This window comes from Streptomyces yerevanensis, assembly GCF_000716805.1.
Taxonomy (GTDB): domain Bacteria; phylum Actinomycetota; class Actinomycetes; order Streptomycetales; family Streptomycetaceae; genus Streptomyces; species Streptomyces flaveus.
This window is the reverse complement of sequence record NZ_JNWJ01000025.1, coordinates 160,228-175,800: the sequence shown is the minus strand read 5'-3', so window position 1 is coordinate 175,800 and position 15,573 is coordinate 160,228. Positions and strand designations below refer to the sequence as shown.

The following is a 15,573-nucleotide window of genomic DNA, read 5'->3' as shown; positions in this document are numbered from 1 at the left end:
GCACGCGCGCGTGGATGCCGATTGCCGATGACGATGGTGTACGTCTACCTGTTGCGGCTGTAGTTCGGCGCCTCGACCGTCATCTGGATGTCGTGGGGGTGGCTCTCCTTGAGGCCCGCGGAGGTGATCCGTACGAAGCGGCCCTTGGTCTCCATCTCGTCGATGGAGGCCGCGCCCACATAGCCCATCGTCTGGCGCAGACCGCCGACGAGCTGGTGCAGCACGTTGGCCAGCGGGCCGCGGTAGGGCACCTGGCCCTCGATGCCCTCGGGCACGAGCTTGTCGTCGGAGGCCACCTCGGCCTGGAAGTAGCGGTCCTTCGAGTACGACCGGCCCTGGCCCCGGGACTGCATCGCACCGAGAGAGCCCATCCCGCGGTAGGACTTGAACTGCTTGCCGTTGATGAACTGCAGCTCGCCGGGCGACTCCTCACAGCCGGCGAGGAGGCTGCCCAACATCACCGTGTCGGCACCGGCGGCGAGCGCCTTGCCGATGTCGCCGGAGTACTGCAGGCCGCCGTCGCCGATCAGCGGGACACCCGCCGGGCGGGCCGCGAGGGACGCCTCGTAGATCGCGGTGACCTGGGGGACGCCGATGCCGGCCACCACCCGGGTGGTACAGATCGAGCCGGGCCCCACGCCCACCTTGATGCCGTCGACGCCGGCGTCGATCAGCGCCTGGGCGCCATCACGGGTGGCGACGTTGCCGCCGATCACATCGACGCGGACACTCGACTTGATCTTCGACATCCAGCTCAGGGCGTTGCTGTTGTGACCGTGCGAGGTGTCGACGACCAGGAAGTCCACCCCGGCCTCGGCCAGCGCCTGGGCCCGCTCGAGCGCCTCGGGGCTGGCGCCCACGGCGGCACCGACGATCAGGCGGCCCTCGGCGTCCTTCGCGGCGTTGGGGTACTGCTCGGCCTTGACGAAGTCCTTCACCGTGATGAGGCCCTTGAGGACGCCCGCGTCGTCGACCAGGGGAAGCTTCTCGATCTTGTGGCGGCGCAGCAGCTGCATGGCGTCCGGGCCGGAGATGCCGACCTTGCCGGTGACCAGCGGCATCGGGGTCATGACCTCGCGCACCTGACGGGAGCGGTCGGTCTCGAAGGCCATGTCGCGGTTGGTGACGATGCCCAGCAGCTTGCCGCCACTGTCGGTCACCGGAACGCCGCTGATACGGAACTTGGCACAGAGCGCGTCGGCCGCGGCCAGCGTCGCGTCCGGGTTCACCGTGATCGGGTCGGTGACCATCCCGGACTCGGAGCGCTTCACCAGGTCGACCTGGTTGACCTGGTCCTCGATGGACAGATTGCGGTGGAGTACGCCGACGCCGCCCTGTCGCGCCATGGCGATCGCCATACGGGACTCGGTCACCTTGTCCATCGCCGCCGAGAGCAGCGGGATGTTCACCCGCACGTTGCGGGAGATGCGGGACGAGGTGTCGACCACGTTCGGAAGCACTTCCGAGGCGCCCGGCAGCAGCAGCACATCGTCGTAGGTCAGCCCGAGTGTCGCGAATTTCTCGGGCACTCCGTCGACGTTGGCAGTCATGACACCTTCCCCAAATGGCCTTGATCGGTGCGGATGTCCATGCTAACGGCGAACTGGGGGCTCTGATTCCACACCATGGGCTGCTCCGCCGCTTCGTGGTTTCGTACGGGCCTGGTGGCTTGCTCGTTCACCGCCTGCCCCGACTCCTGCGAATCCCGGGATCCCGCAAGCCGGCCCTACTGCTCGGCCAGCGCCCTCAAACGGCTCAGCGCCCGGTGCTGGGCGACCCGGACCGCCCCCGGAGACATCCCCAGCATCTGACCCGTCTCCTCGGCCGTGAGACCCACCGCGATCCTCAGGAGCAGCAGCTCGCGCTGGTTCTCCGGAAGGTTCGCCAGGAGCTTCTTGGCCCACTCGGCGTCGCTGCTGAGGAGGGCGCGCTCCTCGGGGCCGAGGGAGTCGTCGGGCCGCTCGGGCATCTCGTCCGAGGGCACGGCCGTCGAGCCGGGGTGGCGCATCGCGGCGCGCTGCAGATCGGCGACCTTGTGCGCGGCGATGGCGAAGACGAAGGCCTCGAAGGGGCGCCCCGTGTCCTTGTAGCGCGGCAGGGCGAGCAGCACCGCCACGCAGACCTCCTGCGCCAGGTCCTCGACGAAGTGCCGTGCGTCACCCGGCAGCCGGGACAGCCGAGTGCGGCAGTAGCGCAGCGCGAGGGGGTGGACATGGGCGAGCAGATCGTGCGTGGCCTGCTCGTCGCCATCGACAGCACGATGGACGAGCGAACCAATCGCCCCTTGGGCAGTGGCCGCCTCGTCGTCGCGCATCGGTCCATGGTGCCTTGGCGTCGTCCGATCCGTGGCACCGCGTCCGTTGTTGTGCACCGAAGCGTTATGAGCAGGTGCGCCGGAACTCATCTCCTGCGCCCTCCCCTCCCGCTCGATCGACTCGTCCCCGAGGAACTCCACACCTCAAGGATGCGGCATCCGCGCCGAAACGAGCAGCGGGCACCTGTCGGGCCCTCTCGTCACCCCCGCCCACCACGCGGCAGGCGGGGATTTTCCTACCCCCGCTGCACTTCACCTAACGGACCAGGCCCCACCGGAATCCGAGCGCCACCGCATGGGCGCGGTCCGAGGCGCCGAGCTTCTTGAACAGGCGCCGGGCGTGGGTCTTGACGGTGTCCTCCGAGAGAAACAACTCACGGCCGATCTCCGCGTTCGACCGGCCGTGACTCATGCCCTCGAGCACCTGGATCTCACGCGCGGTGAGCGTCGGCGCGGCGCCCATCTCGGCGGAGCGCAGCCTGCGCGGGGCGAGCCGCCAGGTCGGGTCGGCGAGCGCCTGGGTCACGGTCGCCCGCAGTTCCGCGCGCGAGGCGTCCTTGTGCAGATAGCCACGGGCACCGGCGGCCACGGCGAGCGCCACACCGTCCAGGTCCTCGGCGACGGTGAGCATGATGATGCGCGCACCGGGATCGGCGGACAGTAGCCGCCGGACCGTCTCCACACCGCCCAGACCGGGCATGCGTACGTCCATCAGAATCAGGTCCGAACGGTCGGCACCCCAGCGGCGGAGGACTTCCTCGCCGTTGGCCGCCGTCGTCACACGCTCGACGCCGGGCACGGTCGCGACCGCGCGGCGGAGCGCCTCTCGGGCAAGCGGGGAGTCGTCGCAGACGAGGACGGATGTCATGACCGCCCTCCGCAGCTGATGCGCGTCACCTTGAGCCTCCAGGCTGGTACGAATCGTCACCTGTGCGGTCGACACTCGCCGACGGATTCTGCCGTCCGACCGAGCGTTTGTTCCTTCAACCGCCTCAGCACACTCAACGACGGTCACTCGAAAGAGTTACGGGGCGGTGAGCCACCTTCGGCACTCTACGTGAGGGGGCGGACACGGTGCAGACACCCGCAAAGGACCCACAAGGTTTCATCACAAGGCGTGCCCCATTCAGACGTTTTTCTTCCCATTCGCTGGTGTCTGTAGCTAGATTCGCAATGAGTCATATTTTCATCTCCTTAGATCGTCTACGCGCGATCATGGGCATGTATCCGCCTGAACGGCCACAAGGGGACAACGCAATGGCAGATTTCTCCCGCCTTCCCGGACCCAATGCGGATCTGTGGGACTGGCAACTCCTCGCGGCCTGCCGCGGAGTCGACAGCTCCCTGTTCTTCCACCCGGAGGGCGAGCGCGGGGCGGCCCGGAGCGCTCGCGAGAACTCGGCCAAAGAGGTCTGCATGAGGTGCCCGGTACGCGCGCAGTGCGCAGCGCACGCGCTGACGGTGCGCGAGCCGTACGGAGTGTGGGGCGGACTGACCGAGGACGAACGCGAAGAGCTCATGGGACGGGCCCGCAACCGGCTGGTCTCAGCCTCGGCACCGAGCGGAGGTGCCTCGCCGAACAACTGAAGGAACGTTTTTTCGAGGGGGCACTGTGCAGCTGGGACGCGCTGTTCTCAGCGCGCCGCGGCGCGGGCCAGCTCGTTCAGCGTGGCCGCCACCGCGGGCACTTGGGCCAGGTCGGGCAGCGTGAGCGCGACGATCTCCCGCCGGAGCGCTGGTTCCACCGTCACCGTGCGGGCTCTCTTGGGGCGTACGGACTCGATGGCGAGCTCCGGCAGGACGGCGACGCCGAGACCCGCGCCGACCAGGCTGACCACCGCTGGATAGTCGTCGGTCGCGAAGTCGATACGGGGCGTGAAGCCGGCACTCTCGCAGACCTCGACGAGCTGGCCGCGGCAGCGGGGGCAGCCCGCGATCCACGGGTCGTCGGCGAGTTCGCCGATGGCGACCGACTCCGCACGAGCCAGCCGGTGCCCCTCCGGTACGAGTCCGACGAGCCGATCGCTGAGCAGGGGCCGTACCACCAGGTCGTCCCACTCCTCGGCGCCCGCCCCCTCGCCCGCCCGTCTCCCGCCACCGTCCTTGTTCCGAGGGGTTTCCCCCCGCTCCTCGTACCGGAAGGCCAGCGCCACATCGCAGTCGCCCTCGCGGAGCATCTCGACCGAGTGCGGCGGCTCGGCCTCCTCCAGGGAGACCCGGGTGCCGGGGTGTGCGGCGCGCAGGGCGGCCAGCGCAGTCGGTACGAGCGTGGAGCTGCCGCTGGGGAACGAGACCAGGCGGACCCGGCCCGCGCGCAGACCCGCGATCGCGGCGACCTCCTCCTCGGCTGCGGTGAGGCCGGCGATGATGCCCGCGGCATGGCGCACGAGTGCCTCGCCTGCCTGCGTCAGGCGCATTTCGCGGCCCGTGCGGACCAGCAGCGGCGTACCGACGGAGGCTTCGAGGGCCTTCATCTGCTGGCTGACGGCGGGCTGGGTGCAGCCCAGCTCACGCCCCGCCGCCGAGAAGGAGCCGGTGGCGGCCACGGCGCGCAGGACGCGGAGATGACGGGCCTCGATCACGTGCCGAGCATAAGCGCATCTTGGGTATGTTGCTGAATATTGCGTCGCGCCTTTGGCCGCCCATCGCCTAGCGTGCCGATATGAAGCTTCTGTCTCTTAATCTGGGCCGGCCCAAGGTCAGCGAGCACACGGATCAGCCCGAGCGCCTGACCGGGATCGACAAGCGGCCGGTGGACGGGCCGGTGCGGGTGGCGGCGCCCGGGCCCAAGGGGATCGGCGCCAGTGGGGTGGCCGGGGACGCCGTGTGTCACACCCGGCACCACGGCGGGGATCACCAGGCCGTGTACGCCTTCGCGCGCGAGGATCTCGACGACTGGGAGCGGGAGCTGGGGCGGACTCTGGCCAGCGGCGCGTTCGGCGAGAACCTCACCACGGAGGGGCTCGATGTGTCCGGCGCGAAGATCGGGGAGCGCTGGCGGATCGGTTCGGAGGTCGTGCTCGAGGTCACCTGTGGGCGGATTCCCTGCACCACCTTCCAGGGCCATCTCGGGGAGAAGGGCTGGGTCAGGCGGTTCACGCGGAAGGGGGCGCCCGGCGCGTATCTGCGGGTGATCGAGCCCGGGGAGATACGCGCCGGGGATCCGATCGAGATCGTGCACCGGCCGGACCACGAGGTGACCGTCTCCTTCCAGTTCCGTGCGGTCACGACCGAGCGGGAGCTGCTGCCGCGGCTGCTCGCGGCGGGCGACGCGCTGCATCCGGAGGCGATCGAGACGGCGCGGACCTATATGGCGCGGCAGAGTTGACGGGGCCTCATTCCAGCCGGGTCGGAATCCGGGACTCCGGTGCTCTCAAGTAGGCGACCACTCAATAACCTTGGGCCATGACAACGGCTCTGATTACGGGATCGACCGCGGGCATCGGCGCCGCCTTCGCACGGCACCTGGCCTCCGACGGCCACAACCTCGTGCTGGTGGCGCGTGACAAGAAGCGGCTCGGTGAGCAGGCGACCGAGTTGCACGACCGGCACGGCATCGAGGCGGAGGTGCTGGCGGCGGACCTGGCGACGGACGACGGCATCGAGTCGGTGGTCGGCCGCCTCTCGGACCGTAAGAACTCGGTCGACCTGCTGGTCAACAACGCCGGCTTCGGCAACAAGGGCCGCTATCTGGACGTACCGATGACGGACGAGCTGAAGATGCTCAAGGTGCACTGCGAGGCGGTGCTCCGGTTGACCTCGGCGGCGACGGAGTCCATGCGGGACCGCGGTCGCGGGGGCGTCGTCAACGTCGCGTCGGTGGCCGCCTTCCTGCCGCGCGGCACCTACGGGGCGTCCAAGGCGTGGGTCGTGCAGTTCACGCAGGGCGCAGCGAGGGATCTGGCCGGGTCCGGGGTCCGGCTGATGGCGCTGTGCCCCGGTTTTGTGCGCACCGAGTTCCATGAGCGGGCCGGGATGGGCACGGACAGCATCCCCAACTGGATGTGGCTCGACGCCGACAAACTCGTCACGACGGCGCTTGCGGACCTGGCCCGCGGCAAGACGGTGTCCATCCCGGACCCGCGGTACAAGGCCCTCATGGGCGTGGTGAAGGTGGCCCCACGGGGACTGCTCGGCGGGGTCAGCTCGAGGGCGGGACGGAAGTACGGGCCGCAGTAGCGCCCTGTCGCCGCATTCAGCCACCTCAATTCGACTCCCCCATTCAAGTCGCTCATTCAAGTCGCTCATTCAACTAAGACACTCCTGGGCGATTTTCACTAAAATGGGGTAGTCAGCCGGAGTCAGGGGGACTGGAGGCGGCGTCATGACCTTTGTGCAACTCATCGACTGCAAGACGAATCGGTTCGACGAGATGAACCGGCTCATGGACACCTGGGTCGAGCGGACCAAGGGGAAGCGGACGGCGACGCACAGTCTGATCGGCAAGGACCGGTCCGACGCGTCGCACATCATCGAGATCGTCGAGTTCCCGTCGTACGAGGAGGCGATGCGGAACTCGAATCTGCCCGAGACGGACGAGGTCTTCCGCCAGCTGGTGGCGCTCTGCGAGGAGATGCCGACGTTCACGGACCTGGATGTCGTACGGGACGAGCAGCTGTACGCGGCGAATATCCGCAGGCTCTTCGAAGTGATCGGCACGAAGGGTGAACTGCCCCCGCTCAACGACCTGATCGCGGAGAATTACCACGACCACGATCCTGCCAACGACCAGGACGCCATCGGACTCGACGCGATGCGGCGCGAGATGGGGATGTGGCGCGGAGCGTTCGACTTCACGTTCACCGTCGAGGACCAGATCACCCAGGGCGACCGGGTCTGTACGCGCTGGACCTGGAACGGCACCCACAAGGGTGACTTCCTGGGGATTCCGTCGACCGGCAGGACGGTCGGCATGACCGGGACGACCGTCTTCCGCTGCCGGGAGGACGGCAAGATCGTCGAGGGCTGGTGGCAGTACGACCGGCTGGGGCTGATGGCCCAGCTCGGGGCGCTCGACCGGCTCGAGATCTAGGTCGGCGTCCGGGTCGGCAGCGCGAAGGCCCGGTACCCCGAGTTCGGGGTACCGGGCCTTCGCCGGGCGTCGTCAGGGACGTACCGCCCTACCGTTCGTCAGCGCTCAGTGGGAGTGACCGTGGCCGTGGCCGCCGGCCTCCGGCTCCTCCTCGGCCGGCTTCTCGACGACCAGGGTCTCGGTCGTCAGGAGCAGGGAGGCGATGGAGGCGGCGTTCTCCAGAGCGGAGCGGGTGACCTTGACCGGGTCGATGACGCCCTGCTTGACCAGGTCGCCGTACTCGCCGGTCGCGGCGTTGAAGCCCTGGTTCTTGTCGAGCTCGGCCACCTTGGAGGTGATCACGTAGCCCTCGAGGCCCGCGTTCTCCGCGATCCAGCGCAGCGGCTCGACGACGGCCTTGCGGACGACGGCGACACCGGTGGCCTCGTCGCCGGTCTTGCCGAGGTTGCCCTCGAGGACCTTCGCGGCGTGGACGAGCGCGGAGCCACCACCGGAGACAATGCCCTCCTCGACCGCGGCGCGGGTCGCGGAGATGGCGTCCTCCAGGCGGTGCTTCTTCTCCTTGAGCTCGACCTCGGTGGCCGCGCCCACGCGGATCACGCAGACGCCGCCGGCCAGCTTCGCGAGGCGCTCCTGGAGCTTCTCGCGGTCCCAGTCGGAGTCCGTGGTCTCGATCTCGGCCTTGATCTGGTTGACACGGCCCGCGACGTCGTCGGACTTGCCGCCGCCGTCGACGATCGTCGTGTCGTCCTTGGTGACGGTCACGCGGCGGGCGGTGCCCAGCACGTCGAGACCGGCCTGGTCGAGCTTGAGGCCGACCTCCTCGGCGATGACGGTGGCACCGGTGAGGGTGGCCATGTCGCCGAGCATCGCCTTGCGGCGGTCGCCGAAGCCGGGGGCCTTCACGGCCACCGCGTTGAACGTGCCGCGGATCTTGTTCACGACCAGGGTCGACAGGGCCTCGCCCTCGACGTCCTCGGCGATGATCAGCAGCGGCTTGGAGGAGTTGGTCTGGATGACCTTCTCCAGCAGCGGCAGCATGTCCTGGATGGAGGAGATCTTGCCCTGGTGGATCAGGATGTACGGGTCGTCGAGGACGGCCTCCATACGCTCCTGGTCCGTGACGAAGTACGGCGACAGGTAGCCCTTGTCGAAGGCCATGCCCTCGGTGAAGTCCAGCTCGAGACCGAAGGTGTTGGACTCCTCGACGGTGATGACACCGTCCTTGCCGACCTTGTCCATCGCCTCGGCGATCAGCTCGCCGACCTGCGGGTCCTGGGCGGAAAGCCCGGCGACGGCGGCGATGTCGGCCTTCTCGTCGATCGGGCGGGCGGTCGCGAGGAGGTCCTCGGAGATCGCGGCGACGGCCGCGTCGATGCCCTTCTTCAGGGCGGCGGGGGACGCGCCGGCGGCGACGTTCCGCAGGCCCTCGCGCACCAGCGCCTGGGCCAGCACGGTGGCGGTGGTCGTACCGTCACCCGCCACGTCGTTGGTCTTGGTCGCCACCTCCTTCACCAGCTGGACGCCGAGGTTCTCGTACGGGTCCTCGACCTCGACCTCGCGGGCGATGGTGACGCCGTCGTTGGTGATGGTGGGCGCGCCGAACTTCTTGTCGATGACGACGTTGCGGCCCTTGGGGCCGATGGTCACCTTGACCGTGTCGGCCAGCTTGTTGACGCCGCGCTCGAGGGCGCGACGGGCGTCCTCGTCGAACTTCAGGATCTTCGCCATGGAGCTGAGTCAGTCCTTTCGGAAATACGAACTGCGCCCCCGGCGCCCGGCTTCTTAGTGGTCGCGGGGGCCAGGGGCGCAGTTCAAAGCAAACCTGGGTGAATTACTTCTCGATGATCGCGAGCACGTCGCGAGCCGAGAGGACGAGGTACTCCTCGCCGTTGTACTTCACCTCGGTGCCGCCGTACTTGCTGTACAGCACGATGTCACCGGTGTTCACGTCGAGCGGCAGGCGCTCGCCGTTCTCGAAACGGCCCGGGCCCACAGCGAGGACGACGCCCTCCTGGGGCTTCTCCTTCGCGGTGTCCGGGATGACCAGGCCAGAGGCCGTGGTCTGCTCGGCCTCGACGGCCTGGACCACAATGCGGTCCTCAAGCGGCTTGATGGCAACCTTGGAGCTGGCGGTCGTCACGATCCGACCTCCCCCTTCGGAGATCTCACGGGGTTAACTGTCTGAGGTGGCGACCAGGTCGATCCGTCGTCGCGGGTGCCGGACCTGCCCGTCGCGTTGTTGGCACTCTCCACTGGGGAGTGCCAGACCTGAGACTATGACTGCGATTAGCACTCGGTCAAGCGGAGTGCCAATCGCCTCCGGCGTGGCGCGGTGTTTTGGGCACCCTGCGTTGGTGGCGCCGTCCCCTGGGGGCTCCGCCCCCAGACCCCCGTATCGGCCTGAACGGCCTCGTCCTCAAACGCCGGACGGGCTGAATATGACTGGGCCCTGCGGCGCCTCCGAGCCCCACAGAAAGCCTCAGAGGTAGTCCTCCAGCCTTGCCACCGTGTAGCCCTGCTCCTGGATGCGGTGCAGCAATCTGGTCGTCGTCTCCGTGAGAGTGGCGCCGTTCTGGCCCTCGGGGCAGTGGAGGATGTCGCCCGGTCGCAGGCGGTTCGCATCGCTCCACAGGACCACCGCCGTGAGTCCGCAGTCCGCGGCGGCTCGGAGTGTGTCGTCGTTGTAGGCGCCGTACGGGGGGCGGAAGAGGCGGGGGCGGATTCCGAAGCGTTGCTTGAGTTTGTCCTGTTGGCCGCAGATCTCGGTGCGCTGGCCTGCGTAGGGGAGGCCGGGCAGGTAGGGGTGGTCCAGGGTGTGGTTCTGGACGCTCGCGCCGACCGTGCGCAGGCGGCCGAAGTGCGCGTACCCCGGTCCGACGACACTGTCCGTGAGGAACATGCTGACCGGCAGCCGTAGTTCGCGGACCATGTCGACGAACCGTGGATCCCGCTCGGCGCCGTCGTCGAAGGTCAGGAAGACGACCCTGTCGCGGGTGGGGACGCGGTCGACGACGGGCGGCAGGCCCGGACCCGCGGGGCGTACGGCGGGGCGGGCGGGTGGTTTCGGCGCCGGGGCGAGCGGGGCGACAAGGCCCCAGCGGCGGTACGTCGCGGCCTGGGTGCTGTGGGCCCGTACCGTCGACTTCGCCTTCTTGTCGAGCCGTTCGATCGGGCCGACAGGCCGGGCGCAGCCGGTGGTGCCGGCGGCGAGCAGTGCGGACGCGAGTACGGCTGTGGCCAGGGCGCGGCGGAAGCCAGTTCTGCCATCTTGTCGTACTGATCGCATGGCCCCGGATCCTCACAGGCCATGAACCGTACGAGTCCCCGACACCGCCGCCGGGCGCGCACCATCCACCGACTGGCCCACAATGGGGCCGTGGACGATCACGATCCCCTGGCCTCCTTCGCCGCGCTGCTCACCGAACGCGGACGGTTTCTGCTCGACGAGGTGCGGGAGGTCGAGCCGGCGCAGGAACTGGCCGTGGCCACGCGGCTGCGGCGGGAGCATCCGGCCGAGCTCGTGTCCGCGGCGATCGCGCAGGCGCGGTGGCGGCAGCGGGCGGTGGGGAAGTTCGGGAGCGCGGACGCCGGGCGGATGTTCTTCACCGCGAACGGGGTCGAGCAGGCGACCCGGGCGACGGTCGCGGCGTACCGGGCGGAGCGTTTCACGGAGCTCGGCGTACGGTCCGTCGCCGATCTCTGCTGTGGCATCGGCGGGGACGCGATCGCCCTCGCCCGCGCCGGGGTGCGTGTCCTGGCCGTCGATCGCGACCCGCTCACCTGCGCGGTGGCCCGTGCGAACGCCGACGCGCTCGGGCTCGGCGACCTGATCGACGTACGGGAGGCGGATGTCACTGCGGTCGACACGTCCTCGTACGACGCGGTCTTCGTGGACCCTGCCCGGCGCGGCGGGCGGGGCCGCGTTTTCGATCCGGAGGCCTATTCGCCGCCTCTCTCGTGGGCCGTCGAGGCGGCTCTCAAGGCGCCTCGCGCCGCGCTCAAGATCGCGCCCGGGATTCCGCACGAGGCGATCCCGGACGACGCCGAGGCCGAGTGGGTCTCGGATTCCGGGGACGTGAAGGAGGCCGTGCTGTGGTTCGGCACCGAACCCGGGCTCGTGCGCGCCACCCTGCTGCCCGGGCCGCGCAGCCTGCGTGGCCGTGGGCTGCCCGATCCTCAAGTACGGCCGCCGGGACGGTACTTGTACGAGCCCGACGGTGCCGTCATCCGCGCCCATCTGGTCGCGGAGGTCGCCGAGGAGGTCGGCGGCGGACTGCTCGACGAGACGATCGCGTACGTCACCGCGGACGCCGTGCCCCCGACCCCGTACGCCACCGCTTACGAGATCACCGACCAACTCCCCTTCAGCCTAAAGAAGTTGAAGGCGCTGCTCCGAGAGCGCGAAGTCGGCACCCTGACCGTCAAGAAGCGCGGCTCGGCGGTCGAGCCGGAGGAACTCCGCCGCAAGGTGAAGCCGCGGGGGCCGAACTCGGCGACAGTGTTCCTGACACGGGTGCGGGGTGCTCCGACCATGCTGATCGGGCGCCCCGTCTCCAGCGACCGCTAGCCGTCCAGTTGCGCCGGCGTCGCGTTCGACGGGCCCCTGCGGGAGCGCTCGGCCCGTGCCACGTCCTCCGCCGCTCCCAGGACCCGTACCGTGTTCTGCCAGGTCAGCTTGGCGAGGTCGGGCTTCGACCAGCCGCGGCTGAGGAGTTCGGCGATGAGGTTCGGGTAGCCCGAGACGTCGTGCAGGTCATCGGGGGTGAAGGCCGTGCCGTCGTAGTCGCCGCCGATGCCGATGTGGTCGATTCCGGCGGCCTCGCGCATGTGGTCCAGGTGGTCGGCGACCGTCGCGGCCGTGGCGACCGGACGGGGGTGCGCGTCCTCGAAGGCGCGGTGGACCTTCATCGCCTCCGCCGTGGTGTCCAGGGGGTGGAAGCCGTGCTCGCGCATGTTCTCGTCCGCCGCCGCCGTCCAGTCGACGGCCGCCTGGAGGACGAACTTCGGCACGAACGTCACCATCGCCACACCGCCGTTGGCCGGCAGGCGTTCGAGTACGTCGTCGGGGATGTTGCGGGGGTGGTCGCACACCGCGCGTGAGGAGGAGTGGGAGAAGATCACGGGCGCGACGGTCGTGTCGAGGGCGTCGCGCATCGTCGTCGGGGCGACGTGGGAGAGGTCGACGAGCATGCCCTCGCGGTTCATCTCCCGGACCACCTCGCGGCCGAAGGCCGACAGGCCGCCCACGCCCGGCTCGTCCGTCGCTGAGTCCGCCCAGGGGATGTTGTCGTTGTGGGTGAGGGTCATGTAGCGGACGCCCAGCGCGTACAGCGCCCGTAGCGTGGCGAGGGAGCTCGCGATCGAGTGGCCGCCCTCCGCGCCCATCAGCGAGGCGATACGGCCCTCGCCGCGCGCCGCCTCCATGTCGGCGGCCGTCAGCGCGGCCTTCAGGTCTGCCGGATGGCGCGCGATCAACTGCTGTACGCAGTCGATCTGTTCGAGCGTGGCGGGCACGGGTTCCGGCAGGTCCGAGCGGACGTACACCGACCAGAACTGTGCGCCTACGCCGCCCGCGCGCAGCCGCGGCAGGTCGGTGTGCAGGTGCGCGCTCTGGTCGGTGGCGAGGTCGCGGGCGTCGAGGTCGTAGCGGACCTGTTGGCGCAGGGCCCAGGGGAGGTCGTTGTGCCCGTCGGCGACCGGGAACTGGCGCAGCAGTTCCCGGGCTTCGTCCAGGGCCGTCGTCGGCGCCATGCCCTCAGCTCCCCGAACCGAAGCCGAAGCCCGCCACGCCTTCGGTCTTGGCGCGCAGCCGCTTGCCCTTCTCCGATGCCTGGTCGTTCAGCTCCTGCTGGAACTCCCGCATACGGCCGCGGAGTTCCTCGTCGTGGGCGCCGAGGACGCGGGCCGCGAGCAGTCCGGCGTTACGGGCGCCGGCGACGGACACGGTGGCGACCGGCACTCCGGCGGGCATCTGCACGATCGACAGCAGCGAGTCCATGCCGTCCAGGTGCTTCAGCGGCACGGGCACGCCGATCACGGGCAGCGGGGTCACGGAGGCGAGCATGCCCGGCAGATGGGCGGCTCCCCCGGCGCCCGCGATGATCACCTTGATGCCGCGGTCCGCCGCCTCCTCGCCGTACGCGATCATCTCGCGGGGCATCCGGTGCGCGGAGACCACATCGACCTCGTACGGGATCTCGAACTCGTCCAGGGCCTGGGCCGCCGCTTCCATGACGGGCCAGTCGGAGTCCGAGCCCATGACGATGCCTACGACGGGACTCTCCGAAGACTCTGCCGAGGTGCTCATTCCGTGATCGTTCCCCTCAGATAGGCGGCTGCGTGACGGGCGCGGTCGAGGACGTCGGCCAGGTCGTCGCCGTAGGTGTTGACGTGGCCGACCTTGCGGCCGGGCTTCACGTCCTTGCCGTACATGTGGATCTTGAGCTGGGGGTCGCGGGCCATGCAGTGCAGATACGCGGAGTACATGTCGGGATAGTCGCCGCCGAGGACGTTCACCATGACCGTCCACTTGGCGCGCGGACGCGGGTCGCCCAGGGGCAGGTCGAGGACCGCGCGGACGTGGTTGGCGAACTGGGAGGTGATCGCGCCGTCCTGGGACCAGTGGCCGGAGTTGTGGGGGCGCATGGCCAGTTCGTTGACCAGGATGCGGCCGTCGCGGGTCTCGAAGAGCTCGACGGCGAGGTGGCCTATGACGTCGAGTTCCTTGGCGATGTTCAGGGCGAGCTGCTCGGCCTGGAGCGCCCGCTCGGCGGGGAGGTCCGGGGCCGGGGCGATCACCGTGTCGCAGACGCCGTTGACCTGCCGCGACTCCACGACGGGGTAGGCGACCGCCTGGCCGTGAGGCGAGCGGACGACGTTCGCGGCGAGTTCCCGTACGAAGTCGACCTTCTCCTCGGCGAGGACCGGGACACCGGCGCGGAAGGGGTCCTCGGCCTCCGCCGCGGACCGTACGACCCATACGCCCTTGCCGTCGTAGCCGCCGCGGACGGTCTTGAGGACGACCGGAAAACCGTCACCCTCGGCGCCCTCAGAAAGGCCTTCCGCCGCGAACGCGGCGACATCGGCCGGATCGCTCACGATCCGGTGGCGTGGACACGGCACCCCGATCGCGTCGAGTCTCGCACGCATCACGCCCTTGTCCTGGGCGTGTACGAGCGCGTCCGGGCCGGGGCGTACGGGAATGCCGTCCGCCTCCAGGGCCCGAAGATGCTCGGTGGGTACGTGCTCGTGATCGAAGGTGATCACATCGCAGCCCCGCGCGAAGTCACGCAGCGTGTCGAGATCGCGATAGTCGCCGATGACGACATCGCCGACGACCTGCGCCGCGGAGTCCTGGGGAGTGTCACTGAGGAGCTTGAATCTGATGCCGAGCGGGATGCCAGCCTCGTGCGTCATACGAGCGAGCTGACCCCCGCCGACCATGCCGACTACCGGGAACGTCACGCACCCAGGGTAACGGGCGCCCCGGGCCGCTCCTTGCCGCGCGCATGATCACCGAAACTTCCGCATGCTCATCACGCACTGACCACATCTTCCGGCTCTGCCCAGGACTGGACCGGCAGGGCTGGATAGCATGGTCGAGTCGACGAAGGTTGACGAAGTTGGCGTATCCGACGAGACGGGGGCTGGGCGACACCATGGGCAAAGGTGCTTCACGCGGTGCACGTGCCGCGCCGCACAGCGCGGTACGCCGGCGCATCGACCGGCTGACGCGCGAGATCGCCAAGTTCGGGGCGGTCGGCGGCATGGGGCTGCTGGTCAATCTCCTCGTCTTCAACCTCGTACGCAACACCACGGACCTGCAGGTCGTGCGGGCCAGTGTGATCGCCACGATGGTGGCGATCGGCTCCAACTACATAGGGTTCCGCTACTTCACCTACCGCGACCGCGACAAGAGCGGCCGCACCAGGGAACTCTCGCTCTTCCTGCTGTTCAGCGCGGTCGGCCTGGTGATCGAGAACGGCATTCTGTACGCCGCCACGTACGGCCTCGGCTTCGACAGCCCCCTGCAGAACAACGTCTTCAAGTTCGTCGGCATCGGTATCGCGACCCTGTTCCGCTTCTGGTCCTACCGCACCTGGGTGTTCCGTGCGCTCCCGGCCCGCGGGGCCGTGGCCAGTGCCGAATCGTTCCTGACGCCGGATCCCTTGCTGACGGAGGACCGCCCGACGCGTCAGTTCACACGCATGCGCTGACCCCGGGG

At 69.1% G+C, this 15,573-nt stretch carries 16 protein-coding genes; 6 read left to right on the top strand and 10 right to left on the bottom strand.

What is annotated here, in order from left to right; translation table 11 throughout:
• Window positions 1-44: 44 nt before the first annotated feature.
• The 3 genes from guaB to OP79_RS25650 all read right to left on the bottom strand — a co-directional run bounded on the left by guaB (window position 45) and on the right by OP79_RS25650 (window position 3,182).
• Complete coding sequence (guaB, locus tag OP79_RS25660; protein ID WP_033323246.1) at window positions 45-1,550, bottom strand: IMP dehydrogenase; 1,506 nt, start codon at window positions 1,548-1,550, stop codon at window positions 45-47.
• A gap of 176 nt (window positions 1,551-1,726) precedes the next feature.
• Window positions 1,727-2,314, bottom strand: coding sequence for a sigma-70 family RNA polymerase sigma factor (locus OP79_RS25655; protein ID WP_033323245.1), 588 nt, complete (start codon window positions 2,312-2,314; stop codon window positions 1,727-1,729).
• 256 nt (window positions 2,315-2,570) lie between these two features.
• Window positions 2,571-3,182 carry a response regulator transcription factor gene (locus OP79_RS25650; RefSeq protein ID WP_003948568.1) on the bottom strand — a complete coding sequence of 204 codons (612 nt, stop codon included), beginning with the start codon at window positions 3,180-3,182 and terminating at the stop codon, window positions 2,571-2,573.
• A 389-nt stretch (window positions 3,183-3,571) separates the two neighbouring features.
• Here OP79_RS25650 and OP79_RS25645 point away from each other — a divergent pair, with 389 nt between their 5' ends.
• Entirely contained in the window at window positions 3,572-3,901 is a 330-nt protein-coding gene (locus tag OP79_RS25645; RefSeq protein ID WP_033323244.1) for a WhiB family transcriptional regulator, read from the top strand.
• Between the two features lie 47 nt (window positions 3,902-3,948).
• Here OP79_RS25645 and OP79_RS25640 read toward each other — a convergent pair whose 3' ends face one another.
• Complete coding sequence (locus OP79_RS25640; RefSeq protein ID WP_033323243.1) at window positions 3,949-4,896, bottom strand: LysR family transcriptional regulator; 948 nt, start codon at window positions 4,894-4,896, stop codon at window positions 3,949-3,951.
• 80 nt (window positions 4,897-4,976) lie between these two features.
• On the opposite strand from OP79_RS25640, the gene OP79_RS25635 reads away from it, so the two are divergent.
• The 3 genes from OP79_RS25635 to OP79_RS25625 all read left to right on the top strand — a co-directional run bounded on the left by OP79_RS25635 (window position 4,977) and on the right by OP79_RS25625 (window position 7,346).
• Window positions 4,977-5,642 (top strand): MOSC domain-containing protein, encoded by a 666-nt coding sequence (locus tag OP79_RS25635; RefSeq protein WP_033323242.1) that lies wholly within the window; start codon window positions 4,977-4,979, stop codon window positions 5,640-5,642.
• Between the two features lie 77 nt (window positions 5,643-5,719).
• Window positions 5,720-6,493 (top strand): SDR family NAD(P)-dependent oxidoreductase, encoded by a 774-nt coding sequence (locus OP79_RS25630; protein ID WP_033323241.1) that lies wholly within the window; start codon window positions 5,720-5,722, stop codon window positions 6,491-6,493.
• Window positions 6,494-6,638: 145 nt separating this feature from the next.
• Window positions 6,639-7,346, top strand: coding sequence for an ester cyclase (locus OP79_RS25625; protein WP_033323240.1), 708 nt, complete (start codon window positions 6,639-6,641; stop codon window positions 7,344-7,346).
• Window positions 7,347-7,451: 105 nt separating this feature from the next.
• Here the strand turns inward: OP79_RS25625 and groL are convergent, their stop codons facing one another.
• The 3 genes from groL to OP79_RS25610 form a co-directional block, all read right to left on the bottom strand.
• Window positions 7,452-9,077 carry a chaperonin GroEL gene (gene groL, locus OP79_RS25620; RefSeq protein WP_033323238.1) on the bottom strand — a complete coding sequence of 542 codons (1,626 nt, stop codon included), beginning with the start codon at window positions 9,075-9,077 and terminating at the stop codon, window positions 7,452-7,454.
• Window positions 9,078-9,180: 103 nt separating this feature from the next.
• Complete coding sequence (gene groES / locus OP79_RS25615) at window positions 9,181-9,489, bottom strand: co-chaperone GroES (protein WP_033323236.1); 309 nt, start codon at window positions 9,487-9,489, stop codon at window positions 9,181-9,183.
• 339 nt (window positions 9,490-9,828) lie between these two features.
• The gene (locus tag OP79_RS25610; protein WP_051744914.1) at window positions 9,829-10,635 is read right to left on the bottom strand and encodes a polysaccharide deacetylase family protein; all 807 of its coding nucleotides are present in this window, start codon (window positions 10,633-10,635) and stop codon (window positions 9,829-9,831) included.
• 21 nt (window positions 10,636-10,656) lie between these two features.
• On the opposite strand from OP79_RS25610, the gene OP79_RS25605 reads away from it, so the two are divergent.
• Window positions 10,657-11,916 carry a class I SAM-dependent methyltransferase gene (locus OP79_RS25605; RefSeq protein WP_051744912.1) on the top strand — a complete coding sequence of 420 codons (1,260 nt, stop codon included), beginning with the start codon at window positions 10,657-10,659 and terminating at the stop codon, window positions 11,914-11,916.
• Here OP79_RS25605 and OP79_RS25600 read toward each other — a convergent pair.
• Genes OP79_RS25600 through OP79_RS25590 form a run of 3 tightly spaced genes read right to left on the bottom strand, consistent with a single transcriptional unit; the run spans window position 11,913 to window position 14,813 of the window.
• Window positions 11,913-13,100, bottom strand: coding sequence for a dipeptidase (locus OP79_RS25600; RefSeq protein ID WP_033323234.1), 1,188 nt, complete (start codon window positions 13,098-13,100; stop codon window positions 11,913-11,915). The genes OP79_RS25605 and OP79_RS25600 overlap by 4 nt on opposite strands.
• Before the next feature lie 4 nt (window positions 13,101-13,104).
• Window positions 13,105-13,656, bottom strand: coding sequence for a 5-(carboxyamino)imidazole ribonucleotide mutase (gene purE / locus OP79_RS25595; protein ID WP_033323232.1), 552 nt, complete (start codon window positions 13,654-13,656; stop codon window positions 13,105-13,107).
• Window positions 13,653-14,813 (bottom strand): 5-(carboxyamino)imidazole ribonucleotide synthase, encoded by a 1,161-nt coding sequence (locus OP79_RS25590; RefSeq protein WP_033323231.1) that lies wholly within the window; start codon window positions 14,811-14,813, stop codon window positions 13,653-13,655. Before OP79_RS25590 ends, purE begins: the two co-directional genes overlap by 4 nt.
• 194 nt (window positions 14,814-15,007) lie before the next feature.
• Between OP79_RS25590 and OP79_RS25585 the strand changes: the two genes are divergently transcribed.
• The gene (locus tag OP79_RS25585; protein WP_033323229.1) at window positions 15,008-15,565 is read left to right on the top strand and encodes a GtrA family protein; all 558 of its coding nucleotides are present in this window, start codon (window positions 15,008-15,010) and stop codon (window positions 15,563-15,565) included.
• Window positions 15,566-15,573: the final 8 nt, after the last annotated feature.